At 65.0% G+C, this 20923-nt stretch carries 30 protein-coding genes and 1 tRNA gene; 19 read left to right on the top strand and 12 right to left on the bottom strand.

Annotation, left to right across the window (positions count from 1 at the left end; all coding sequences use genetic code 11):
- The 9 genes from ACODSM_RS15050 to ACODSM_RS15010 form a co-directional block, all read right to left on the bottom strand.
- Nucleotides 1-1311 carry a phage portal protein gene (locus ACODSM_RS15050; RefSeq protein WP_488805836.1) on the bottom strand — a complete coding sequence of 437 codons (1311 nt, stop codon included), beginning with the start codon at nt 1309-1311 and terminating at the stop codon, nt 1-3.
- A complete protein-coding gene (locus ACODSM_RS15045) occupies nt 1308-3026 on the bottom strand; it encodes a terminase large subunit (protein ID WP_488805835.1) in 1719 nt (572 codons plus the stop codon). Before ACODSM_RS15045 ends, ACODSM_RS15050 begins: the two co-directional genes overlap by 4 nt.
- Entirely contained in the window at nt 3023-3586 is a 564-nt protein-coding gene (locus tag ACODSM_RS15040; protein ID WP_488805834.1) for a phage terminase small subunit P27 family, read from the bottom strand. The genes ACODSM_RS15045 and ACODSM_RS15040 overlap by 4 nt, the downstream gene beginning before the upstream one ends.
- A gap of 142 nt (nt 3587-3728) precedes the next feature.
- Nucleotides 3729-4103 carry an HNH endonuclease gene (locus ACODSM_RS15035; RefSeq protein WP_488805833.1) on the bottom strand — a complete coding sequence of 125 codons (375 nt, stop codon included), beginning with the start codon at nt 4101-4103 and terminating at the stop codon, nt 3729-3731.
- Nucleotides 4104-4634: 531 nt separating this feature from the next.
- On the bottom strand, nt 4635-5057 hold the full coding sequence (locus ACODSM_RS15030; protein WP_488805832.1) for a hypothetical protein: 423 nt from the start codon (nt 5055-5057) through the stop codon (nt 4635-4637).
- Nucleotides 5044-5361 (bottom strand): hypothetical protein, encoded by a 318-nt coding sequence (locus ACODSM_RS15025; RefSeq protein ID WP_156379503.1) that lies wholly within the window; start codon nt 5359-5361, stop codon nt 5044-5046. The genes ACODSM_RS15030 and ACODSM_RS15025 overlap by 14 nt, the downstream gene beginning before the upstream one ends.
- A 369-nt stretch (nt 5362-5730) precedes the next feature.
- Nucleotides 5731-8430, bottom strand: a complete 2700-nt coding sequence (locus tag ACODSM_RS15020) for a virulence-associated E family protein (protein ID WP_488805831.1) — start codon at nt 8428-8430, stop codon at nt 5731-5733.
- 77 nt (nt 8431-8507) lie between these two features.
- Nucleotides 8508-8804 (bottom strand): hypothetical protein, encoded by a 297-nt coding sequence (locus ACODSM_RS15015; RefSeq protein ID WP_488805830.1) that lies wholly within the window; start codon nt 8802-8804, stop codon nt 8508-8510.
- On the bottom strand, nt 8801-9283 hold the full coding sequence (locus ACODSM_RS15010) for a phage regulatory CII family protein (protein WP_488805829.1): 483 nt from the start codon (nt 9281-9283) through the stop codon (nt 8801-8803). Before ACODSM_RS15010 ends, ACODSM_RS15015 begins: the two co-directional genes overlap by 4 nt.
- A gap of 261 nt (nt 9284-9544) precedes the next feature.
- Here ACODSM_RS15010 and ACODSM_RS15005 point away from each other — a divergent pair, with 261 nt between their 5' ends.
- On the top strand, nt 9545-9793 hold the full coding sequence (locus ACODSM_RS15005) for a hypothetical protein (RefSeq protein WP_488805828.1): 249 nt from the start codon (nt 9545-9547) through the stop codon (nt 9791-9793).
- Between the two features lie 14 nt (nt 9794-9807).
- Here ACODSM_RS15005 and ACODSM_RS15000 read toward each other — a convergent pair whose 3' ends face one another.
- Nucleotides 9808-10032, bottom strand: coding sequence for a hypothetical protein (locus ACODSM_RS15000; RefSeq protein WP_488805827.1), 225 nt, complete (start codon nt 10030-10032; stop codon nt 9808-9810).
- A 41-nt stretch (nt 10033-10073) separates the two neighbouring features.
- Between ACODSM_RS15000 and ACODSM_RS14995 the strand changes: the two genes are divergently transcribed.
- The 18 genes from ACODSM_RS14995 (at nt 10074) to ACODSM_RS14910 (ending at nt 19508) form a co-directional block, all read left to right on the top strand.
- Nucleotides 10074-10550 (top strand): hypothetical protein, encoded by a 477-nt coding sequence (locus tag ACODSM_RS14995; RefSeq protein ID WP_488805826.1) that lies wholly within the window; start codon nt 10074-10076, stop codon nt 10548-10550.
- 73 nt (nt 10551-10623) lie between these two features.
- Entirely contained in the window at nt 10624-10992 is a 369-nt protein-coding gene (locus ACODSM_RS14990) for a hypothetical protein (protein WP_488805825.1), read from the top strand.
- Between the two features lie 11 nt (nt 10993-11003).
- On the top strand, nt 11004-11627 hold the full coding sequence (locus tag ACODSM_RS14985; RefSeq protein ID WP_488805824.1) for a BRCT domain-containing protein: 624 nt from the start codon (nt 11004-11006) through the stop codon (nt 11625-11627).
- Nucleotides 11628-11758: 131 nt separating this feature from the next.
- Nucleotides 11759-12073 carry a hypothetical protein gene (locus ACODSM_RS14980; protein ID WP_488805823.1) on the top strand — a complete coding sequence of 105 codons (315 nt, stop codon included), beginning with the start codon at nt 11759-11761 and terminating at the stop codon, nt 12071-12073.
- The gene (locus ACODSM_RS14975; protein ID WP_488805822.1) at nt 12070-12606 is read left to right on the top strand and encodes a hypothetical protein; all 537 of its coding nucleotides are present in this window, start codon (nt 12070-12072) and stop codon (nt 12604-12606) included. The genes ACODSM_RS14980 and ACODSM_RS14975 overlap by 4 nt, the downstream gene beginning before the upstream one ends.
- On the top strand, nt 12603-12734 hold the full coding sequence (locus ACODSM_RS14970) for a hypothetical protein (RefSeq protein ID WP_488805821.1): 132 nt from the start codon (nt 12603-12605) through the stop codon (nt 12732-12734). Before ACODSM_RS14975 ends, ACODSM_RS14970 begins: the two co-directional genes overlap by 4 nt.
- Nucleotides 12731-12880, top strand: coding sequence for a hypothetical protein (locus ACODSM_RS14965; protein WP_488805820.1), 150 nt, complete (start codon nt 12731-12733; stop codon nt 12878-12880). The genes ACODSM_RS14970 and ACODSM_RS14965 overlap by 4 nt, the downstream gene beginning before the upstream one ends.
- Nucleotides 12881-12894: 14 nt before the next feature.
- A complete protein-coding gene (locus ACODSM_RS14960; protein ID WP_488805819.1) occupies nt 12895-13215 on the top strand; it encodes a hypothetical protein in 321 nt (106 codons plus the stop codon).
- On the top strand, nt 13212-13526 hold the full coding sequence (locus ACODSM_RS14955; RefSeq protein ID WP_488805818.1) for a hypothetical protein: 315 nt from the start codon (nt 13212-13214) through the stop codon (nt 13524-13526). Before ACODSM_RS14960 ends, ACODSM_RS14955 begins: the two co-directional genes overlap by 4 nt.
- Nucleotides 13523-13888 carry a hypothetical protein gene (locus ACODSM_RS14950; protein WP_488805817.1) on the top strand — a complete coding sequence of 122 codons (366 nt, stop codon included), beginning with the start codon at nt 13523-13525 and terminating at the stop codon, nt 13886-13888. The genes ACODSM_RS14955 and ACODSM_RS14950 overlap by 4 nt, the downstream gene beginning before the upstream one ends.
- Before the next feature lie 5 nt (nt 13889-13893).
- On the top strand, nt 13894-16212 hold the full coding sequence (locus ACODSM_RS14945) for a ParB/RepB/Spo0J family partition protein (RefSeq protein ID WP_488805816.1): 2319 nt from the start codon (nt 13894-13896) through the stop codon (nt 16210-16212).
- Nucleotides 16209-16850: an ASCH domain-containing protein gene (locus tag ACODSM_RS14940; RefSeq protein ID WP_488805815.1), complete on the top strand. Its 642-nt coding sequence runs from the start codon at nt 16209-16211 to the stop codon at nt 16848-16850. Before ACODSM_RS14945 ends, ACODSM_RS14940 begins: the two co-directional genes overlap by 4 nt.
- A 63-nt stretch (nt 16851-16913) precedes the next feature.
- Nucleotides 16914-17348 (top strand): hypothetical protein, encoded by a 435-nt coding sequence (locus tag ACODSM_RS14935; RefSeq protein WP_488805814.1) that lies wholly within the window; start codon nt 16914-16916, stop codon nt 17346-17348.
- Nucleotides 17349-17358: 10 nt separating this feature from the next.
- Complete coding sequence (locus ACODSM_RS14930) at nt 17359-18294, top strand: hypothetical protein (RefSeq protein WP_488805813.1); 936 nt, start codon at nt 17359-17361, stop codon at nt 18292-18294.
- On the top strand, nt 18294-18734 hold the full coding sequence (locus ACODSM_RS14925) for a hypothetical protein (RefSeq protein WP_488805812.1): 441 nt from the start codon (nt 18294-18296) through the stop codon (nt 18732-18734). Before ACODSM_RS14930 ends, ACODSM_RS14925 begins: the two co-directional genes overlap by 1 nt.
- Nucleotides 18734-19087: a DUF4031 domain-containing protein gene (locus ACODSM_RS14920; RefSeq protein WP_440597074.1), complete on the top strand. Its 354-nt coding sequence runs from the start codon at nt 18734-18736 to the stop codon at nt 19085-19087. The genes ACODSM_RS14925 and ACODSM_RS14920 overlap by 1 nt, the downstream gene beginning before the upstream one ends.
- On the top strand, nt 19084-19281 hold the full coding sequence (locus ACODSM_RS14915; RefSeq protein WP_488805811.1) for a hypothetical protein: 198 nt from the start codon (nt 19084-19086) through the stop codon (nt 19279-19281). The genes ACODSM_RS14920 and ACODSM_RS14915 overlap by 4 nt, the downstream gene beginning before the upstream one ends.
- The gene (locus tag ACODSM_RS14910; RefSeq protein ID WP_488805810.1) at nt 19278-19508 is read left to right on the top strand and encodes a helix-turn-helix transcriptional regulator; all 231 of its coding nucleotides are present in this window, start codon (nt 19278-19280) and stop codon (nt 19506-19508) included. The genes ACODSM_RS14915 and ACODSM_RS14910 overlap by 4 nt, the downstream gene beginning before the upstream one ends.
- On the opposite strand, the gene ACODSM_RS14905 is transcribed toward ACODSM_RS14910, so the two are convergent.
- Both ACODSM_RS14905 and ACODSM_RS14900 read right to left on the bottom strand, forming a co-directional pair.
- On the bottom strand, nt 19471-20481 hold the full coding sequence (locus tag ACODSM_RS14905) for a tyrosine-type recombinase/integrase (protein WP_488805809.1): 1011 nt from the start codon (nt 20479-20481) through the stop codon (nt 19471-19473). The genes ACODSM_RS14910 and ACODSM_RS14905 overlap by 38 nt on opposite strands.
- A 141-nt stretch (nt 20482-20622) precedes the next feature.
- Nucleotides 20623-20715: transfer RNA gene (locus ACODSM_RS14900), tRNA-Leu, on the bottom strand.
- Between the last annotated feature and the right edge of the window lie 208 nt (nt 20716-20923).

Genomic DNA, 20923 nt, shown 5'->3' with positions numbered 1-20923 from the left:
TCAGCCTTTCTGCGGCTCGGTGTCGTTGCTAAGGCCCAGCCAGGCGCGGATGGAGGCCCGCGCCTGCTGGTCGGTGGTGGATCCCTGGCCCAGGGCATCCAGGGTGGTCATGGCGGATTGCACGGTGAGCACCGCTGCGTTGCCGCCCAGCGGGTCGCGGTCTTCCAGCTCGCGCACTTCGTCGCGGGTCAAGATGCCGTTGTTGACCATGGCGGTGTAGAAGGCCGCCCGGCCCGCACTGTCGGCCCGCAGCAGGCCCTCGACGGCGAACTTGGGGTAGTACCGGGTGCGCTCACCGGGTGTGAGCAGATCCTTGCTGATTGCCTGTTCGATGCGCTTGAGCCATGGACCGAGCGTGAACATCAGGAAGGCGATCATCTGCTGCTCGATGCCGCTGCCCCAGCTGGTGGACTTCTCGGTGTGGCCCACCATCCAGGGCGGTGTGCGGAACCAGCGGCAGATCTCTTCGACACTCCACCCTCGGGACTCCAGCAGCTGCACGTCCTTGGGGTTGATGGTCAGCGGCTTGACATCGATGCCGCCTTCCAGCAGCGGGGTCTGGCCCTTTTCCAGCAAGCCCAGGACGTTCTCGCGGAAGTCGTTGCGCTGCTCCTTTTTGAGGAAGTCTTTGAACGTGTAGTAGATGTTCTGCAACGCGCCGTTGCGAAACACCTTGCCTGCAGCCTTGTCGGCAGCGATGGCCTGGCCGAAGACCGTTGCCCCGTACTGCACAACGCTGACACCGTTTTTGCCGTCCAGCGAGAAGCCTGGAATAGTCCAGACGCGGGCCGCTGGAATGATGCGGCGCGTGCCGTTCTCATCGGTGTAGTGCCACTCCAGCACCACATTGCCCTGGCGCTTGTGCGGGGTGAGCCGGTCGGGGTTGAGGAACACCAAGCCGACCAGGCGGCCGTTGAAGATCAGCTTTTCAGCACGGCCTGCTCCACGCAGCAGCATGGCCGAGACCATGGACTCCCAAAACACCGCCGCCGTGGCGTCGGGGTTGGGTACGTCATGCAACACGCTGTAGAGCGGGTGCTGCTGCGCAAGGCGCTTGCCGTTGGCCCCTGTTCGCTCGTAGATGCTGAGCGGCAAGGTGGCGATGGTCTCGGCGATCAGTCGCACGCAAGCCCACACGGCAGAGATCTGCAGCATGGTGCGCGGGCTGATCGTGACTCCCGTCGCACTGTCAGACCCGAGCACGGCAGCTATACCAGACACATCGCTGACGCTGACACCTTCGCCGCCGAACAGCGCGGTGACGGCTGCGCGGATGCGGCCCTGTCGGCGTTGTGCGGTTGGTTTCTTCATGGATTACCTGCTGGTTTTGCGCCAATGCCTGCGGGCGCGGAAAAGAATCCGTCCCGGTCGCCTTCGTCGGGGGTGTTGGCCAGTGCTCGGCCCAGTGCCATCAGCATGGAGATCACGCCGTCGATCTTGTTTTCGGGGCGCTCTTTCGTCGGCTGCATCAGCTCGTTGAACTTCGATTGCTTGACCACCAAGTTGCTGACCATCCAGGCCAGCACCGGGTTGCCTTCGTGCTGCAGCTGGCCCTCCAGCACCAGGTTCTCCACCTGGATCAGTGCCGGGGTGAAGAACATGGCGCGCTGCGCGATCTCGACCAGCGGCAGGCCTTCCTCGATCAGCTTGCCCGCGAAGTACATGGACAGGGCCGGATCGAATGCGATCTCCTGCACGTCAAATCGGCGGCAGTACATGCGCATGTCGTCTGCCACGCAGTCGAAGTCGGTGAGTGCACCGTCTGTGACCACCACGTAGCCCTGCCGCGCCCAGCCTGCCAGGTGGGCGTTTCCGCTCTCCTGGATCGCCAGCTCGTTCAGGTACAGACGTGTGCACACGTTCCACTTTCCGGTCTCCTGGTCTTGCCAGGCCAGCGTGAGCGCCGCGAAGTCTTTTTTCTGCGCGAGGTCCAAGCCCATGTAGACCTTGGCGCCGTCCGGGATGGCTTCAATGCGCAGTTCCTTGTCGGCACACTTCTCCCAGGCCCGCATGTCCATCCACGGGCTTTCCCCGCTGACCCATACGTTCAGGCGCTTGGTCAGGAAGTTGGACAGCGCGCTCGGCATAGCCATGGCCTTGCTGGCCTGCGCCTGCAGCTCATCGAGCTGGACCGACTTGCCCAGGTTGGGGTTGGCCTTGATCCACACCGCCGGGTCGAAGTGGTCATCACCATCGTCCAGCGTGTAGATGATGCCGAACACCCGTTCGTCCTGGACCACACGGTCGAGGATCTTGGTGACGTGCGTGCGTCGCTCGTAGCAGATGCCGCTGCGGTCGGTGCCCGCCGTGGTGATGGTCCACAACAGCGACTGCTCACGCGCGCCGCGTGCGCTGTCGATCACGTCGTACACCGCCCGCGTCTTGTGCGCGTGCAGCTCATCGAGCAGCGCAAAGTGCACGTTCAGGCCGTCCAGCGTGCTGCCTTCGGCGGCAAGGGGCGCGGCCTTGCTGCTGGTGTGGGCCACCGTCAGGCTGTGCTGCATGATGGCCACGCCCAGGTGCGTGCGCAGGCCGGGCGAGCGCTCGGCCATGGCCTTGGCGTCATCGAACACGATGCGCGCCTGGTCGCGGGTGGTGGCGGCGGTGTAGCACTCGGCGCCGTGCTCACCGTCGGCGGCTAGCATGAACAGCAGCAGGCCGGAGCCCTTGGCGCTCTTGCCGTTCTTGCGGGCCTCTTCCTCGTAGGCCTCCAGAAACCGGCGCAGCCGTGTTTCACGGTGCACCCACCCGAAGACGGTGGTGAGGATGAAGCACTGCCAGGGCTCCAGCTCCAGTCGGCGCCCTTCGCGTGCCCACTTGCCCTTGATGTGGGGCAGCAGTTCGATGAAGGCGCACGGGCGCGATGCCCGTTCGGCATCGAACACCCAGGGCCAGTCTTCACTGGGCTCGCGCGCTAGGTCATCCACCTGGCGTTGCACAGCCAGGCGGACCCATTTGCAGGAGGGGATCGTGCCGCCGAGAACATCGCGCATGTACTGCTGCGCGCGCTCGACGTATTCGGTCATCGGTTCGGGTTGGTGAACATGGCGAAGCCCTGGGGCTTCGTTTCGGGTTTGGGATCAATGCCGGGCAGCGTGGGCTGCACGTAGTTGCTGGCCTGGACGCGGCCACGGGCCGCAGGGCTCAGGCCGAAGTGCATCAGGTAGCGGTTGAGCTGCTCGCGGTGCTTGCCGATCAGTTGCACGATGACGCTCTGCTGGGCGTAGCCGCTGGGCGTGGTGGCGTAGCTGGCCTCATACACGGCATCGGCATAGTCCATACCGCCGTCCACCTTCGCCTGCACCTTGCCGTTGAAGGCCATTTCCAGCTCGGCCAACCGTCCCGCAGCCTGGCAATACAGCGCAAGCGCCGCCCGGTCCAGGCCGCTGATCAGGCCCAGCTCTTCCAGCAGCGGGGTGATGCGCTTCCATTCCTTCTTCGCCTCGATGCCCAGGTGCTTCGGCGGGCTGGGGATCTCGATGCGGGGGTTCACCCCGGCCGCCAGATCCAGCGGGCGTTTTCCCGCATTGCCTTCCAGCACCCGCAACGGGAGCGGCTTCGGCAGTGGACCGCGTGAACCAGACATATCAACCTCCTATTGCCCTTGCGGGGTACCCCCCCTCCCAAAACCTGCGCGCGTAAAAATTCGACTCAGCGGTCAGTTTCCAGGCCAAAGGCTCCAAAGTTCAGACCACCCCCTCCCCCTGGGGCCGGGCGCGTGGGCCGGGTCAGCCCTCGCGGTAGTTGCCCCAGGCGCGGCGTACACCGCGCGCTGTCTCGGCTTTGGTCTTCTTTTCGTGGCAGTCAGCGCAGATCGACTGCTCGTTCGTCGTGTCATCAGCACCGCCCTCGGCGAGCGGGATGCGGTGATCGCGGATGGTGGCGAGCGTCACACGCCCAGCCTCCTCGCATGGCTCACACAGCGGTTTGCGCCTGAACAGATCAGCGCGCATGGCCTGCAGCCTGCGGCCGGTGATGCGCTTTGTTTCCTTCGCCGCTGGCGCCCAGGCCTTCTTTGGATGCTTGGGGCAGCGGCCTGTGCCGTCACGCACCAGCACCCCGCAGCCGGGATGACTGCAGGGGCGAGGGGCGGCAATGGGCATTGGTCAATGGCAGCCGGGCTACCTTCACTGCTCGTGATTGAGCGCAATCTCGATACCGGCCAGGCCGGGGTGTTGTCACTTCTTCCGGGCTGGGTACGAGCCAGCCAGATCCAGTCATGCGGCCACCATCGAAGCGGGCTGCTCTTCAACCGTCGCACCCTTGGTGGTGCGTTCTCGCTTCGATGGTGACCCCAGCCTTTAACGCCGCTGGGATGGGCACGTGCGACCTTGAGCGGCGTCACCTGGTGTACACGGGGTGGGCACTCCCGCAACCATCAGCCAAGTTTGATCCCATGCCAGCTCTCGCGCGGCTCTAGACGCTGACCAGCAATGCTGATCAGAGGGGAAGGGCTAGTCGGTGCTACATGCGACCTCCTGTGATGGGTCCGGGACAGACTGAGCAAAGAAAAACCCCGACAAGCTCAACACTTGCCGGGGTTCCCACTCGATGCATTGCGGGTGGAGGCGCAATACACACACAGTGCCTGAAATGTACCCAAAAGGTCTAAGGAGCAGAACTCCTTTCGCTGTCTATAGCGCCTTGGATTTCTGCTCGGATACACGGGCCGCAACCCGTTTACGCTCACGCTCCTCTGCCTGAGCATCCAGCCAGGCGGCGATGGCGCGGTCGGCTTGCTCCAGCTGTGCCTTGATCGTTGACTGTGCCCGATTCATCAGCTTTGCAGTGCCAGGGATACCTTTGTCATGCAGGTAGATATGCACCAGCATCACATACAGATGAGACTTGCTCAGCTTGAGTGAAGTCACAGCACGGTCAGTCTCCCAAGCCTCCTCATCTTCCACCGGGATCATCATGTGGTTATAGCTGCCGCGCGACCAAGTCTCACTCACCAGCACTGAGCGCTTGGCAAAGCCACGCCCACCACCTGAGCCACGCATCGACCAGATAGCCCAGTTTTCCAGCCTGCGTTTGATGTGCTCAAGCCGCGCCATACTGCCGCGCCTCTTCTTCGCTCAGGGGCCAAATGCACACGTGTGCACAACCAAACTCCACCATCGCCCGCGCCGCGATCTGCATGTCCGGGTGGGCCTTGTCAAACGGCGCGCCCACCACGCGGCCAGCCTCCATGGCGTAGAAGCAACCACGCTCACCACGCAGGCCGCGCCGCACCAGCGTGAAGGCATCGCCCCCGATCTCGCGGGCCTTGCGCTGGATCGAGGCGTACACATCAGGCATATGCGCCTTGATCTCGGCGATCTTGTCGTCCACTGACTTTGCTGGGGTAGCAGTGTCCATACTGTCCATCCTTTTCTATAGAGATCACGGGAAGGGTGAAGGCGCTCGCGCGCACGTGCCCGTGGGTGTGCCTGCTTGTGCCCGCCCGCCTTGGTGATTGGCGCCGGGCACCGCCCTCAGTCCCACCGGGCAATGCAGCAGCCTCAACCCCCAGTTGCTGGGGAAGTAGGGGTGCTGGTGGTGTCCATGCAAAACGCTGGACACCTTGGACACTTGGACACTCAGGTCATAGGCGCATGCAGTGACATCCCCGCCACCGCGCCGCAACGGGGGCGCACAGCGCTCCCCTGCCCTTCGGGCACGCTGGCGCGAATCACGCCTCCCCCAGCGTTTGCGGCACGGCGCGATTCAAGCGCCATGAGCTTTTGCTCAAAACGGCGCATCGTCACCTTCCTGTGTGTATGGGCTTGACGCTGGCGGCGGGGCCAGCGGTGCCGGTGGCGTGGGCGCATCGGGCGGCAACATGCCCGCATCCAGCCCATCATCCTTGTCCTGCGGCGGCCAGTTCTTGGGGCGCACATAACCCCAGGCCCTGGCACCGTTGATCTGTTTCTTGGCCCGCTCCCAGCCCTCATGGTCCAGCCAGCTGCGGATCTGCCCCTCCAGCGCGGGCGTGCTCTTCGCCGCATCCACACCCAGGGCCAGGGTGAGCTGCGCAATGGTCACAAACTCCGTCAGGTCGTTGACCACCGCGCCAATGCCCGCTGCAGTGGGCGCCCTGGTCAGCACATGCAGCAGCTCAGACAGCACCGCCGTCTCCACCAGGCGGCTCTCCTGCATCGGCACAAACAGCCTGCGCTCCTGCTCGGTGGTGGGCGTGTACACCGCCCCCTGCAGGTACAGCGCAAACGCCTCGGCCAGCAGCTGGTCGCGGTACTTCTTCAGCCAATCGGTGTTGATGATGTGCCGCACCGGGATGGGCCAGAACCGCCGGTTGCCCGTGCGGTCGCGCAGATACGTGTTTTCGTTGGTAGTGCCCACCAGCAGGCACTGCCGTGCAAAGCTGCCCACGGTGGCGCCATAGGCCACCCGGTAGCGGTCCACCTTGCTGCTGATAAACGCCTTGATGGCGCCCACCTCGGCCTTGCTGAAGTGCGTCAGCTCGGCAATCTCATACAGCCACAGGCCTTGCACCTGCTCCTGCGCCTCCTTGCCGCGCCCCACTTCAAACGGGGTGTCGCTGAAATACTCGCTGCCCGCCAGCACCTCCACCAGGGTGGACTTGCGCAGGCCGCCCGCACCCTCCAGCACCGGGCAGTAGTCGAACTTGCAGCCCGGCTCCATCACCCGGTACACCATGCCCAGCAGCCAGCACCGGCCCACGATCTGCAGGTACTCCAGCATCGGCTTGCTTAGCGTGTCCGGGCTCTCGCCCAGCACATGCACCAGCCAGTTATCAATGCGGCTTTTCTGGTCCCACTGCAGGCCCCGCAGCATCTCGCGGATGGGGTGAAACCGCCGCGTGTGCGCCACCGTCTGGATGGCCTCGGCCAGGGCCGCGCGCGAGATGCTGGGCAGGCCGTAGGTGTCGGTCAGGTACTTGCCCAGCAGCAGGTCCACCGCATCGGTCACATCCCCCGCCTTGGCATACGCCCACGGCCACGCCACACGGGCCTGCACGTTGTTGCTCAGCTCGTTGTAGGCCAGCACATCACGCAGCGCCGGGTCGCGCTCCAGGATCAGGATCACCATCTTGCGGCTGGCCAGCCAACGCTTGTTGGCCTTGTCGTAGTACGGCACCAGCCAGTCGGGCACCATGTACGCGCCGATGCGCGTCATGCCCGCATCGTCGTCGTCATCACCCAGGGCCGCGCTACCGCCAGGGCCCCCGCTCCCGCCATCCCCCCCGTTACCACCGCTCCCGGTGCTAACGAGGCCATCGATTTTTTTTCCAGCCGCTGGCTCCGGTGCGCTCACGTCCTGCGGCAATGCATACGCCTGCGCAAAGAACGCCTGCACGCGCGCAAAGTCCCAGCCATCCGTCTCGATGGCATCGCGCGCATCCCAGCCATCAGGCACATCACCAGGCGCGGGGATGGGCAGCAGCTGCACCGTGCAGCCGTGCGCATCCCTCAACCGCGCGCCAATGCCCAGCATCGCCTTCATGCCCGGCTGCTCATGCACCGGCAGCAGCGGCTTGGCTTGCTGAATGACCAGCTGCGCGGCCTTGTCGGGCGTCGCCTTGCGCTCGGCAGCGGTCAGCGGCTCATGCTTGGCATCGCAGTCCGGCCAGGCCAGCACCGTGCAGCCCTGCAGCCAGGCCCAGTCGGCCTTCTGCCACGCCTTGCTGCCGCCCGGCCAGCTGGCCACGCAATACACGCCCGGCGCGCCTGCATCCAGCAGCGCCTGCAGGCACTCGCCCTTGCGCTCGCCCTCCACAAGCACCACGGTGCGCTCGCCCGGCAGCGTGCCACCTGGCAGGAACAGCGGCCGTGGTTCGTCCCACTGCCGCCAGTGCCACTTGGCCGCGCCATCGCGGGCGCTCTGGCACCAGGTGTAAGGCAGCGTGTCCTTACCGCCGTCAGACGTGCGAAACCGCACCACAAACCCGTGCAGCGCACCGCCCACGCGGTAGGTCGCCTTGTGCTCCAGGTCATCCGGCTGGCGGTGATAGTGTTTGAACGTGGGCGCCACCGCATGCGCAGGCACCGGCACCACCGTGGTCCAGCCCTCGGGCTCTGCTTTGGGCTTAGGCGGTGGCGCGGGCCTGGGCGGCGCAGGCGGTGGTGGCGTGCCACCAGCAGGCGCCATCACCAGCCCCGCCACACTCTCCAGCCCCTCCTCGCGCGCCACCTGCACAGCAGCCTTCGCCTGGCTCAGGCCATGGATCGCAGCGTACAAGCTCAGCAGGTCGCCGCCCTGCTCATCACTGGCAAAGTCCGCCCAGCGGCCATTGACCAGGTTCACGCTGCAGCTGCTGCCCTTGCCGCCACTCAGCGACCCGCACACATACTCATGCCCCCGGCGTTCGCCATCAGGCAACCACAGGGGCACCAGCCGGTCCGCGCTGGCCAGCAGTGCTTCAGCCAGGGCAGCAAATTGAATCGGAGGCAATGGGGCGCCGCTCATGCACGCACCCCACCGCAAAAGTCACAGAAGCCAGCGTCTCCACCGCCAGCGGCGTTCAGTGCAAGGGTCATAACGTGTCAGCCGCCCCATACCCGCAGCACTGCGCTCAAATCCACAAAGCCATCGTCCTGGCCATCCACCAGGGCAGCAGGCACATACTCGGCTACCGGGCGGTTGCGGTACTCCACGCGCCGCTCGCGCGCTATGCGCACCTGCCCTGCCCGGCTCATGTGCTTGACCGTATGTGTGGCCGCTTTCAGGCCCACGCAGGCCACTGCAGCCATCTCGCGCAGGGTCGGACCGCGTTCAGGTGTAGCCAACTGAGTGCAGGCGTTGAAAAGCGCCTGGCGCACTTCACCGGCGGGCCGCGTCACTTGCCCTCCCACTTCGCCATGGTGCGGTCGTGCTTGGCCTGCATCATCTGCAGCAGCACCTGCCCTGCCCCCACCAGCTCGGCCCACTTTGCCTGAATGTCGCGCAGCTCGCGGGTGCTGATCTCGTTGTCCTGGTCGGCGGTGGTCACCGTGGTCACCACCTCGGCCAGGTCGCGCATCAGCTCGGCCACCGCTGCGGCCGTCACCTCATCCAGGCCGTGGCCATGGGGCGGCAAGGCCAGCAGCGTGCAGCCCACCGCCTCGGCCACCCGCGTGGGGTACTCCAGGCAATGCTGCGTGCCAGCGTCCACGCACATGGCCGCAATCTCGGCCGCATCCACCGCGCCCAGCTTGTACTGAGGCGCCGCGCGCAGTTCCTTTTCCAGCGTGCTAGGGCTCTTGCCCAGCCGCGCGGCCACGGCCTCCAGGCCGCCGGGGTAATGGCGCACCTGGCGCCGCACCGAATCAAGAATGTCCATCTGCTCCACCTATCCAAACGCTAAAGACACACACAGGCACGCAGCAAGACACTGCGGCCATGGCAAAGAGAAAAGAAAAGCGCACCACCACGCAGCCGCACAAAGCGCCGCGCACCTGCCCGCGCGCGGCACACCATGTGAAGGGGTTGGAGAGAGGCCCCGGCGATGCGGCCTGGGGCGTGGCGGGTGCAAAAGGGGGTGCCCGCCCTCTTCCGACATACGATGGGAGTTCCTACACAACCACCGCCAGAAAGGGCGAGCATGAAAGAAGAAGAAATCGCGCTGTCACCCGTAGCAGGGTGGGAAATCGGCACCGTGCCTGCATACGGCGCACTCATGCTGCGCCTCGACTACTTGACGCACGCAACGCAGTCGCCAGACCAAGCGCACAAGAGCCCAACGTTCGTGATTCAAACGGCACAAGCGCGCGAGCTGGCGCAGCGAATACTGGTGGCGTGCGAAAAGCTGGAAAGCGGACCACCTCCAGGCACCGGACTGCCGAAGCACTGACACCGAGTGCCCTGCTACGCATGCGCCACCCCCTGCCCAGCGGGCGCGGTGGGTGCTTGCACCAGCTCCGGCATGAACAGGTCCGGCCTCTCGACCTTGACGTGCGCCGGAATACCCCGCGCCAGCCAGTTCTGCACACGCTGTTGCCCGCCCTTTTTAGGCAGATGCAACAGTTCAGCCACCTTCGACGGTCCACCCAGGGCGGTGATGATCTGGATGTCTTTTTGCAGAGCGTTCATGCCGCGATTTAAACACGGCGTTTAATAAAAATCAAATCGCCATGTTTAACAACGCGGTGTTTAGTGCCGGAACAATCACAGCCATGGCACAAATCCACTCAACCACCGAGAGGCTGTACACGGCAGCGCGGGAGTTGCGGGATGTGACTGGTCAGTCTGCTGTAGCGCGATTGCTCGACATATCACCCCAGGTCATGAAGAACTGGGAGGCGCGCGGCGTCTCTGAAGGCGGCGCGCTCAAAGCCCAAAAGCACATAGGCTGCGACGCGAACTGGGTTCTGTATGGTGAGCAACAGATGGCGTCCAGCGCATGGACGCCCCAGCCCACAGCGCATGCAGTTCATGAAAAGACAGCCACCTACCAGGTGGCAAAGACCTGGCCTTTCAGCACTTTCACACCCGACGAATACTTCAAGCTCCTCGATGCCGACTACCGGCAAAAGATCGAAGACCAGTTGCTGGGCGCCATCACGCGCATGAAACAAGCCACACAGCCCAAACTTGACAAACACGCCTGACCTGGGCGCAAGGGTGGGTGTATACCGTGAACTTTGTAACTAAAAAAATTCAGTCGGTCCACAAATCAATAGCATGATCGTCACGCACTCCGCGCACAACCCGCCTCCCATCAGCGAAGACTACGCAGTCCGTATGGAGGGGCCCGACAAGGGGTTAATCAATGCATGGATCACCGGCCTGGCAAAGCGTGTGGACGCGCCCGAGCTTGCGGCAAAAGCAACCGCAGGCGAGCTGCCCGTGCTCCCCTTTCGGGGCGGCGTTGAGGCCGCAATCAAGACCAAAACCAAAGTGGGGCACCTGCTGTATGTGGCCATGTGGCAGGGCCTGCGCGGTGAGGATCTGCAAGTTGACACCGATACCGAGCTGTCCATGACGTGCACCCGCACAGGCGTGCCCGTGCTCTACACCATGGACTTTGAAAAACTGCGCACCAGCGCCTGACCAATAGCGCCATGGCCCAGGAACAAGCCATTCAAAACGTTCTGGCGCACCGCCAGTTCGTCAAGTCTGCCCAGGTGCTCAGCGGCATCATCACGGGCATTGTGGCTGACGGCCATCTCCATGACATGGAAATCCAGATGCTCAGCACCTGGATCAGCGCCAATCCTGAAGTTGCGCAGAGCTGGCCCGGATCTGCCGTGGCCAGATACCTTGCCGATGCCATGGCGGACGGTGTGATCACCCCAGAAGAGCGCGCCCACCTTCTGCAAACACTGCAGCAGCTGGTGGGCTCCGACTTCGCCGAATCGGGCGCGGTCGAACCCGAGATTGCCGCCCTGCCCTTCGACGAAACGGCCGCAACGCCACTCCAGAACAGTCGCATCTGCCTTACTGGCGAATTCGTTTACGGGACAAGGTCCGCATGCGAGCGCCTGGCAGAAAAGGCTGGATGCACACCGGTCGCTGCCGTCAGCAAAAAGGTGCACTACCTCATCGTCGGGACGAATATCTCCCCCCACTGGGTGAACACCTCCTACGGCACCAAGATCCTCCGCGCCATGGAACTGCGTGAAGAAGGGCACCAGATAGGAATCCTTCGTGAACGCGACTGGCTGAACCTCCTTCAGCAGTCATAAAGACCCGCAGTACGCACACAGGCCCGCTCAATGCGGGCCTTGTTGTTTGCGCCTTGTTTTAAACATCGTGTTTGACTTGCAAATAAACATCGTGTTTAAATTCGTCCCACGTTCACCAAATGAGGGCCGAAATGCAATCCCATCCCACCCCCAGTGCACACGTGTGCACAACCATCCTGCCCGGCGGCGCGACGCCGCTGGCCAGCGAATTCCCCAACGACACGCACGGACCTATGTTCTTGCGCAGCGGCTGCGGAGGAGTGCGAAGGGCGTTCCACCCGTCGCACAAGAGCGCCTATGCATCCGCACCCATCGGCACCTGGTGGGGCAGCGAGACCCGTACGGACAGCGACGGCCAGCAATGGATCAGGCACACGCCAGGCGAGTATTTCGTCGTTGACAACTTTGGCGAGCTGGTGGCGGCGCGCAACGGCGGTGCAGCATGAACGCCCGCGCCACCAACAACGCGCTGCTCAAGGTGCTGGGCATCACCGAGCCGCTGATCACCGCCCTGCAGATCCAGATGCACCCCACCAACCCCCCGGTGGTCACCATGGAATACCTGCTGGACGGCAAGGCGCTGGAGCCCACAGCCGCACACTTCGACCTGGTGCTGCGCGAAGAGCCCGAGCCAGCACCAGCGCCCGCCCCCGCGTTCGACCTGGACGCCATGTGCGCAGACGCCCGCCAAAGCGTGCGGGACATCATTGAGGTGGTCAGCGGCTTTGAAATGGGGCAACAGCTCAAAGAGAGCCGTCAGATCCGCCAGCGGCTGCGCGACGCCTGCGACCTCTACCACTCCGACGCCAAGCAAGCCATCTGGCAGCTTGAGCTTGACCCCATGCTCGCGTGCATACGCCGCCTTGCCGCGAGTGGTGCGCTGTCCACGCTGGGCGGCGTGTCCAGCCCAGGCCTTTTCACAGGCCTGGCAGACAGGTTCGAGTCCATCGGCTCCACCCTGGGGGGTGCCCGCAAATGATCCCCTGCACCATCACCGTGGGCGCCCTCACCTACGCGGGCCTGTTCCCCAGCACCTGCGCGGCCGTCATCGACGCCATGACACGCTTCCCAGCAGCCCGCAGCATCAGCGTCAGGGCTTTGCCATGAGCGCCCCCATCCAGCTCATCCGCCTGCGCACCCGCCGCACCCGGCACCAGGGCCTGCGCATTGCCGCCCGCATCGGCATGTTCGCCCTGTGCGCTGCGGTGTTCTTCACCGTGTTCGCCTGGGTGTACCTGAGCCTGCCCCGCTGACAAAGAGGCCCGCCATGCCCACCACCAGCACCTTCACGCTGCACATCCGGGGCCAGGTCACCAGCAGCACCTGCCGCTACACCCGCCACGGCCTGCCCGTGGTGGAGCTGGAGATTGCAGACCGCGCCACCGGCCAAACCGTGTGCATCACACACCGCTACCCCGACAAGGGCAGCGCCAGCTGCCTGGCCGCGCGCTCCCTCGCCGCCCGCATGCGCGGCCAGCTGGCCGACCTGCAGGCCATCAACCCCCAATTCAAAGCCAAGCGCCTGGAGTGCGAGGCCGACCTGATCAACCCCAACCAAACCAGCGCAGAGCGCGCAGATCTCGCATGAATTCCAACACCATCACCATCCACATCATCGACCAACCAGGCGGCGGCGTCATGGTGTACACCACGGGCGGCGCCCCCATCCCCGGCCAGCGCCTCACCCCAGGCCACGCTCTAGCCACCGACCTGCTCAACCTGTGCACCCACCGCGCCAGCGACGTGCGCTACTGGCACGGCACCGACAAGGCCATGGAGCTGGTGCAAGACCTGCTCAACCCCGACCAATACGGCTACGCAGTCAGCCCCGAGGTGCACCGCGCGGCCCGCCGCGTGATGGGCCTGCCCCTGGACCCCACCGCAAAGGTGCCAGCATGACCCGCGCCCGCCCCACCCGTGGCACCGACAGCATCACGCTGGCCAAGCCCAACGAAACTAGCGTGCACATCGTGCGCCCCAAGCCCGCACCGCTGCGCCAGGCAGGCCTGCAGCCCATCGGCACCACCACCACATCGGCCCACGGCAAGCCCCTGATCAGCCCCGTGCCCAGCCAGGCCGAGCTGCTCGCCCGCCGCAAAAGCGAGCGCCTGGAGATGGCCACCGACTCCACCCCGGTGCGCAACAGCACCCAGCGCGGCAAGCCCTACACCTGCCCCGAGCTGCGCACCAACCCCTACCGCCCAGGCAGCGCCGACGCGTTCCGCCTGCCCAGCCGTACCAGCTTCGCAAAGAAGGGATGAGCACCATGGCAACCGATCAGCACGACACCGTAACTACCGCTCTGCCCACCCCGGCCGCAGGCCCGCAGATGCGCATGGTGGAGGTGGCCCTCATCGAAGAGAGTCTCACCAACCCCCGCAAGCACTTCGACCAGGCCAAGCTGCAGGAGCTGGCCGACAGCATCAAGGCCACCGGCGTGCACCAGCCCATCCTGCTGCGGCCGCTGCCCGGCACGCGTCTGGCCGAAACCTTCGGCTTTCGCCGCCAGGGCGCGCCCCTGCCCGCCTACGAACTGGTAGCCGGTGCACGCCGCCTGCGCGCCTGCCGCCTCGCCAAGGTGGCCGAAGTGCCCGCAATGATCCGCGAGCTGACAGATGACCAGGCGCTGGAGATCCAGCTCATCGAGAACCTGCAGCGCGTGGACATGAGCGAGCTGGAGGAGGCCGAGGGCTACCGCGCTCTGATGGAGCACAGCCACCTCACCGTCGAACAGGTGGCAGAGAAGATCGGCAAGGGCGACAGCAAGAGCAAAGGCAAAAGCTACGTCTACGCCCGCCTCAAGCTGCTGGATCTGTCGCCCGAGGCCCGCAAGGCCACCGAGGAGGGACTCATCGATGCCAGCCGCGCCCTGCGCATCGCCCGCATCCCTGATGCCAAGCTGCAGGCCAAGGCGCTGGCAGAGGCATCCCGCCGCAACCATCGCGGCGACTTCGCCACCGGCGTGCGCGAGTTCGAAGCCTGGCTGCAGATGAACGTCATGCTGCGCCTAGACAGCGCTCGCTTCAACATCACAGCGGTGGACCTGTGCCCCGGCGTCGGCAGCTGCAAGGAATGCCCCAAACGCACCGGCGCCAACCCCGACCTGTTCACCGATGTGAACAGCCCGGACCTGTGCACCGACCCCGCCTGCTACCACGCCAAGGAGGCCGCACACACCACTGCCCTGCGCGCCCAGGCCGAGGCCAAGGGCATGCGCATCATCGACGGCAAAGAAGCCAAGGCCATCACCAGCGCGTACAGCAGCCAGATCAAGGGTTACACCAAGCTGGACACCACTCACTGCCTGCCTGGCCGCGACCCAGCCACCATGCGCGACCTACTGGGCGGCCACGGCCCGCAGCCTGTGCTCATCGAGCATCCCACCACCAAAGAGCTGATCGAGGCAGTCCCCACCGAAGAGGCCGAAGCCGTGCTGGTGCAGCGTGGTGTGCTCAAGACCACTGAAAAGCAGATCAACCTGGAAGAGCGCATCTCCAGCCTCAAACAGCAGTCAGCACACCGCCAACGCCGCGCAGCAGGCACTGCGCTGTACAAGGCGCTCACCCAGGCCGCACACAGCACCCCACAGCCCGCCAGAGTGCTGGCTGATGCCGAGCTACTGCGCGAGTGGCTCAAGCTCAAAACGCGCGACATGGACGCTCAAGACCAGCTGGCCGTGTGCTCGCTGCCCGAGGTCGAAGATGAGGCATGGGACGCCACACAAACCCGCGCCCTGGCCCGCATTGACCGCGCCACCGATGGCGAGGTGCGTAGCTGCATGCTGGCCTGCCTACTGGTGGAGAACGCCTACCGTTACGGCGAAGACGACGGCACCCCCATGGTCAAAGCCGCAGCCCGCGCCCTGGGCCTGGACGCACACGACATCGAGGCCCAAGCCGTAGCCCGCGAAAAGGAAGAGTTGGCCGAAGCCATTGCGCACCTGCGCGCAGCAGCCAAAGCCCAGGCCAAGCCCGTCAAAGCTGCAGCCCCGAAAACCGCTTCTACCCCTAACCCCGCTGCGCAAGCTATACCTACGCGCGATGGAGGCAAGGCCAAAGGGGCCAAGGGCAAAACCACCCCCGCTGCGCAAGCCCGCGCCACCGCGCCCAAGACCACGAAGGCCGAGGCGGCTGCGCAGATCGCCGCTGCGCTGGCCGAGGCCGAAGGGAACCAGGACCAGGCGCCTACGGCGCAAGGCAACGAAGGCGCCCCCGCTCCTGCGGGCGGTGTCGCGGGTGAAGCCGCGCCCAGCAACAGCGCCGCGCCGATAGGTCCGTCGGTCGCGTGGCCATGCCCGAACGGCTGGACCGAAGCAACGGCGACCGACTCCGCCGCTGCGCCCAATGGCGAGGCCGGTGCAGACGCAGAGACAGGGGCAGCAGTGGAAGGGGGCGAGGCGCTGATGATCAAATCGGGCATGGTGCTCATGGTCAAAGACACCTGCGACGCCGTGAGCTGGCGCGGCCGCACGGTCACCGTCACCGGCGTGAAAGGCGCCAGCATCAAGGCCCGCGAGTCCAACAAGCCACCGGCACACGCCGAGCGCGGCACCTTCTTCGCTGAGGATCTGGAGGCGCTGGCATGAAAGAACGCCCCATTCTTTTCAGCGGGCCCATGGTCCGCGCGCTGCTGGATGGCAGCAAGACGCAGACGCGGCGGGTCATGAAGCCGCAATTGGTCTACGGAACCGTTGCCGGCCTGTTTAACTCCTGGTATCTACCGCGCAGCGAAGGCGGGGGCACTCTCTACCCAAATGGGAAAGAGAAGATTCTGAGCACCTGCCCCTACGGCCAGCCCGGCGACAGGCTGTGGGTGCGGGAGGCGTGGCGCGCCGAGTTGACTTGGGACACTACCAAGCCGTCCGGAATCCCCAATGTAGCGGCGCTTTGGTATGAGGCTGACGATCAGCAGCGCAACAACGGACGAGGCACCAAATTCAAGGGGAAGTTGCGCCCAAGCATTCACATGCCACGCTGGGCCAGCCGCATCACCCTGGAAATCACCAGCGTGCGCGTGGAGCGGCTGCAGGACATCAGCGAGGCCGATGCCATGGCCGAGGGCGCACCACCCAGCCATCCAAGCATCGACCGAATCTCACGCGAGTTCGGCTATGCGGACTTCCCTCGCAGTTGGTATGCCCAACTGTGGGAGCAGATCAACGGCCCCGGAAGCTGGGCCGCCAACCCCTGGGTGTGGGTGGTCGAGTTCCGGAGGCTGCCATGACCCACGGCCGCAAGAAGCCCCTCCAGCGCCGCGAAATGCGCTCCCCCCTTCGTGACCGCCCTGATGCGCGCCACAAAGCACACGCCTGAAGAGCTGGCCAGCATCATGACGCCCATGCGCGCCTGTCTCAAGGCCGTGCGCGAAGGCGTGGCCACACAAATGCAGTTCGAGGTGCTGCAGTCCAGCATGGTCATCGCCGAAGCCATCGAGCACAGCGGCATCGTGCGCGGCCTGGCAGACCACATCGCCAGCGCCCTGCAGGCCTGCAGCGCCATCGAGGCCCGTGCCCTCACCTCGGGTGCATGGCGGCAGACCGCCCTCTACTTCCAGGAACTGGACGCGCTGGCCACGGCCGTGGACCTGCACGAATACCAGCTCCAGCAACTCAGCGCAGGCGAGCTGCACCGCATCGTCCAGCAAACCATGGCCCGCACCGCCAGCACCGGCGGCAACGTGGTCCGCGTCTCAGAAACCGACCTGGCCCTGATGGCCGCTTGAAGGATCAACCATGACCACACCAACCGTCCTCACCGCCATCCACCGCGCAGCCCTCAACCTGGTCACCGAGGCCCAGCGCTGCGGCGTGGTGGTCACCATCGAGACTACACCCCACCAGCCCCTGGCCATGGGCAACCACGACATGAGCGTGTCGGTGCGCGAGGCCCGCCGCCCGCCACCGTTTGCGGCCGACTACAGCGCCCGCCTGGGCACCGAGCTGCTCGGCATCGTTGCAACCGCACGAGCCCAGGCCAGGCGCATCATCGATGGAGACGGCGCTCCAAGCGACCTCGCCCAGGATCGGCGCGACCTCCCCGAAACCCTGCAGGTGATCCACCACGCCGTGCAGCACGGGCTTGTGTCGCTCACAGATCCCAGCTCCACCGACTACGCCCGCGAGCTGCAGGCCCTGCGCAAGAAGGTGGCCACGTACGAGGCGCGGGATGCGCTGGGGCTGGTGCCACCCGCAGCCCAACCCGACGACGCGGCCGCAGACCGCTTTGTCACAGCCATGAAGGACAAGCTGGCTCAAGCCCGCGCAAAGGGCCACAGCGGCTGGGATAGCCCTGAGCATTGCAGCCCCAAGAAGCTGGCCACTATGCTGGTCCACCACGTGGCAAAGGGCGATCCGGTGGACGTAGCCAACTTCGCCATGATGCTGCACCAGCGCGTGGCCTCGGGAATCGACCCGGCGACAAACAACCGCACCGCACCGCTCAAGATGGCGCTGGGTGCATACGTGGAATCGGACGGCTACTGGAACGGCTGGGGCGCACAGCTGAAACACCTCCGCGACCAGGTTGCGCTGGCTCTCGATGAGATGAGCTGCTGCAACTACAACTCTGCAGCCGAAAGGCTGCGCCACGCCCACCAGGAGACAGAAGCAAAATCTCCAGCGCCCAAGGGTCTGATGAGTACCGCTGCCAATGCGAAGGGAGGCGCCTGATGGACCACTTTGGAATCGGTGCAGCCATCTATGGCGCGGCCCGCGTCTATTTCCAATCAGCCAGAAGAACCGGCCGCACCACGGCGCTCCTCGACGGCCTGAAAGACGGCGACCGCGTTTTCTGCGCCACAGGGGCAGAAGCCCAGCACCTGGAGCGGCAATGCAAGGAGCGCGGCCTGCAGGTACAGGTTTTCACGTTGCCGCCCAACCAGGCACATCGGGTCTTTGACCGTGGCACACCCCAGGGCCGAACCATCTTCGACCACGGATGGGTTGAGCTGTACTACCTGGCAGCGCTGGAGAATGCACGCGCCGAGCTGGATCACCTACAGCGCCAGGCATCTGGCTTCGGTGCAGCGCACTTCGAGACCCGCGCCAAGGCCCGCGAGCTGGCGAACTGGGGCTTTCCTTTGGACACGACGAAGAAGGGAGCGCGCTGATGCCCGTCTACGTTGACGACATGCACCTCTACCCCATGGGCCAATTCGGCCGCATGAAGATGTCGCACCTGCTGGCCGACACCGACGAAGAGCTGCACGCCATGGCCGACAAGATCGGCGTTGCTCGCCGCTGGCACCAGGCGCCACCCCGCCATGACAGCCACTACGACATTGCACTCAGCAAGCGCGCCCAGGCGCTCGCCCATGGCGCAATCTCGATCACCCTGCGCCAGGCCAGCGCCATGAACCTGCGCCGCCGCGCCACCGGCCAGCTGGGCGACCCCGCCACGGCCGAGGCCTGGGTGGAAGAGTTCAGGGCCGCAAAGCGCGCTGTGAAGGAATCCACCACATGACCACCGACTGGTACACCGCCGACAAGGCCTACCAAGCCCACCACAGCCAGTGCAACACCTGCAGGGCTGCAGGAGCCCGCCCCGGCCATCTGCAGCGCTGCCCCACCGGTCAAGCGCTGTGGGACACCTACAACCAGGCGGGCACACCGCCGCACCTGATGACGCAAGCCGCACGGAAGGAAGTCACGCCATGAGCGAAGCACAGCTTTTGGAACGCATCGACAAGATGGCCAGCGCCATGCAGCTGATGGCAAGCATGCTCGGTACACGCTTGGACCGCGCACAGCTGGCAGAACGATTCGGCGTGTGCCGCAATACGCTGCGCAGCCGCATGGAGAAATACAAGGACTTCCCCCGCCCCGGCCGCGACGGCAAGTGGCTGCTCAGCGAGGTGATTGAATGGGAGCAGCGCCAGTCGTGATGCGCTGGGCTATGTCTACGGCCTTCGGGTTGTAGTACACCAGCGCGCGGGTGGTGCTGGTCCATCCGAACATCTTGCACAGGTCCAGCACATGCAGGCGCTGGGCCAGGCGCGTGGCAGCGGTGTGGCGGCTGTCATGGAAGGTAAAACCCTCCAGGCCCGCCCGCTGCCGGTACTTGCGAAACATCGCGTCCAGGCTCTGCGTCTTGAGCCCAAACACCAGGTCTTTGTCAAAGCCGCGCATCAGCTCAATGGTGCGCATCGTGGACGGCACGGCAGGCACATCGCGCTTGCCGGTCTTGCCGTCCACCTTGAAGTAGCCCGCCCCCACATCATCCCAGCGGATGCCGCAGATCTCACCGGCCCGGCACCCCGTCTGCAGGGCCAGCAGGAAGGCGTTGGCGACCGCATGGCCCACCGACCGCACGGGCCCCCTACTCCACCCCAAGGCGCGCAGCATGCGCCGCACCTCGGGGCCGGAAATGATCCGCTCGCGGTGATCAGGCTCTGACGGCTTGCGCACGTCGCGCATGGGGTTCGAGTTCAACCACTGCCAATCGCGCCGGGCCACCTCCAGGACGTGGGACAGCAGCACCATATCGCGCAGCACCGAGCCGCGCGCATTCACCTTCAGCCTGGCATCGCGCCAAGCCACGATGTCGGCGGGCGTCAGCTCGGCCAGCAGGCGCTTGGCGGGGAACAGCGGCTGGCGCGGGAAGGCCTGCAGACGTATCAACTCTTTTTGCCAGCCCTTCTTATCGCTCGACACCTCTTCGCCGTAGCGCACCAGCGCCTGGCCGAGCGTCTTCACCTCACCAGCGCGGCCGGTGGCCGTGGCCAGCAGCTCAGCCGAGCGCCTGGCGGCCCATTCGCTGGCCTCGCGCTTGGTGGGCAGCGTATTGCTGTCGCGCTGGCCCTTCACCTCGATCTGAATGCGCCACGTGCCTTGGGCGGTTTTGATGGGGGTTGCCATTGGGGGGATTGGTGGGGGGATTTCGGGGGCACCACTTGCGCAAAATTGCGCAGCGGGCGCACTGTACCACCAAAGAGAGAAGCGCTAGAGCCTTGATTTGCCTAGCTTTGCGCAATTGCTGCGCAAACGTGGTCAGTCGAGTGGTGCCCCGAGCCGGGGTCGAACCGGCACGCCCCTTTTCAGGAAAGCGGCGGATTTTAAGTCCGCAGTGTCTACCAATTTCACCATCGGGGCGCCGGCTGCTGAGCGCATACCTGCGTTGCAGCGTAACCCGGGCAGCGCATGCGCGCAATGCCCTGTCGTATCTCTGGTCAGGACCGCTGTTTGAAAACAGCGCGCCCCGTACCACCAAGAAAAAAGGGAAGCCTAAGCTTCCCTTTTCAAATATGGAGCGGGAAAAGAGTCTCGAACTCTCGACCTCAACCTTGGCAAGGTTGCGCTC

The organism is Acidovorax sp. FG42 (genome assembly GCF_057809195.1).
This window is presented reverse-complemented; position numbering and strand designations above follow the sequence as displayed.

Coding starts and splice junctions, on each gene's coding strand:
- ACODSM_RS15050 (WP_488805836.1), bottom strand. CDS start 1,311: ATGAAGAAACCAACCGCACAACGCCGACAGGGCCGCATCCGCGCAGCC.
- ACODSM_RS15045 (WP_488805835.1), bottom strand. CDS start 3,026: ATGACCGAATACGTCGAGCGCGCGCAGCAGTACATGCGCGATGTTCTC.
- ACODSM_RS15040 (WP_488805834.1), bottom strand. CDS start 3,586: ATGTCTGGTTCACGCGGTCCACTGCCGAAGCCGCTCCCGTTGCGGGTG.
- ACODSM_RS15035 (WP_488805833.1), bottom strand. CDS start 4,103: ATGCCCATTGCCGCCCCTCGCCCCTGCAGTCATCCCGGCTGCGGGGTG.
- ACODSM_RS15030 (WP_488805832.1), bottom strand. CDS start 5,057: ATGGCGCGGCTTGAGCACATCAAACGCAGGCTGGAAAACTGGGCTATC.
- ACODSM_RS15025 (WP_156379503.1), bottom strand. CDS start 5,361: ATGGACACTGCTACCCCAGCAAAGTCAGTGGACGACAAGATCGCCGAG.
- ACODSM_RS15020 (WP_488805831.1), bottom strand. CDS start 8,430: ATGAGCGGCGCCCCATTGCCTCCGATTCAATTTGCTGCCCTGGCTGAA.
- ACODSM_RS15010 (WP_488805829.1), bottom strand. CDS start 9,283: ATGGACATTCTTGATTCGGTGCGGCGCCAGGTGCGCCATTACCCCGGC.
- ACODSM_RS15005 (WP_488805828.1), top strand. CDS start 9,545: ATGAAAGAAGAAGAAATCGCGCTGTCACCCGTAGCAGGGTGGGAAATC.
- ACODSM_RS15000 (WP_488805827.1), bottom strand. CDS start 10,032: ATGAACGCTCTGCAAAAAGACATCCAGATCATCACCGCCCTGGGTGGA.
- ACODSM_RS14995 (WP_488805826.1), top strand. CDS start 10,074: ATGTTTAACAACGCGGTGTTTAGTGCCGGAACAATCACAGCCATGGCA.
- ACODSM_RS14990 (WP_488805825.1), top strand. CDS start 10,624: ATGATCGTCACGCACTCCGCGCACAACCCGCCTCCCATCAGCGAAGAC.
- ACODSM_RS14985 (WP_488805824.1), top strand. CDS start 11,004: ATGGCCCAGGAACAAGCCATTCAAAACGTTCTGGCGCACCGCCAGTTC.
- ACODSM_RS14980 (WP_488805823.1), top strand. CDS start 11,759: ATGCAATCCCATCCCACCCCCAGTGCACACGTGTGCACAACCATCCTG.
- ACODSM_RS14975 (WP_488805822.1), top strand. CDS start 12,070: ATGAACGCCCGCGCCACCAACAACGCGCTGCTCAAGGTGCTGGGCATC.
- ACODSM_RS14970 (WP_488805821.1), top strand. CDS start 12,603: ATGATCCCCTGCACCATCACCGTGGGCGCCCTCACCTACGCGGGCCTG.
- ACODSM_RS14965 (WP_488805820.1), top strand. CDS start 12,731: ATGAGCGCCCCCATCCAGCTCATCCGCCTGCGCACCCGCCGCACCCGG.
- ACODSM_RS14960 (WP_488805819.1), top strand. CDS start 12,895: ATGCCCACCACCAGCACCTTCACGCTGCACATCCGGGGCCAGGTCACC.
- ACODSM_RS14955 (WP_488805818.1), top strand. CDS start 13,212: ATGAATTCCAACACCATCACCATCCACATCATCGACCAACCAGGCGGC.
- ACODSM_RS14950 (WP_488805817.1), top strand. CDS start 13,523: ATGACCCGCGCCCGCCCCACCCGTGGCACCGACAGCATCACGCTGGCC.
- ACODSM_RS14945 (WP_488805816.1), top strand. CDS start 13,894: ATGGCAACCGATCAGCACGACACCGTAACTACCGCTCTGCCCACCCCG.
- ACODSM_RS14940 (WP_488805815.1), top strand. CDS start 16,209: ATGAAAGAACGCCCCATTCTTTTCAGCGGGCCCATGGTCCGCGCGCTG.
- ACODSM_RS14935 (WP_488805814.1), top strand. CDS start 16,914: ATGCGCGCCACAAAGCACACGCCTGAAGAGCTGGCCAGCATCATGACG.
- ACODSM_RS14930 (WP_488805813.1), top strand. CDS start 17,359: ATGACCACACCAACCGTCCTCACCGCCATCCACCGCGCAGCCCTCAAC.
- ACODSM_RS14925 (WP_488805812.1), top strand. CDS start 18,294: ATGGACCACTTTGGAATCGGTGCAGCCATCTATGGCGCGGCCCGCGTC.
- ACODSM_RS14920 (WP_440597074.1), top strand. CDS start 18,734: ATGCCCGTCTACGTTGACGACATGCACCTCTACCCCATGGGCCAATTC.
- ACODSM_RS14915 (WP_488805811.1), top strand. CDS start 19,084: ATGACCACCGACTGGTACACCGCCGACAAGGCCTACCAAGCCCACCAC.
- ACODSM_RS14910 (WP_488805810.1), top strand. CDS start 19,278: ATGAGCGAAGCACAGCTTTTGGAACGCATCGACAAGATGGCCAGCGCC.
- ACODSM_RS14905 (WP_488805809.1), bottom strand. CDS start 20,481: ATGGCAACCCCCATCAAAACCGCCCAAGGCACGTGGCGCATTCAGATC.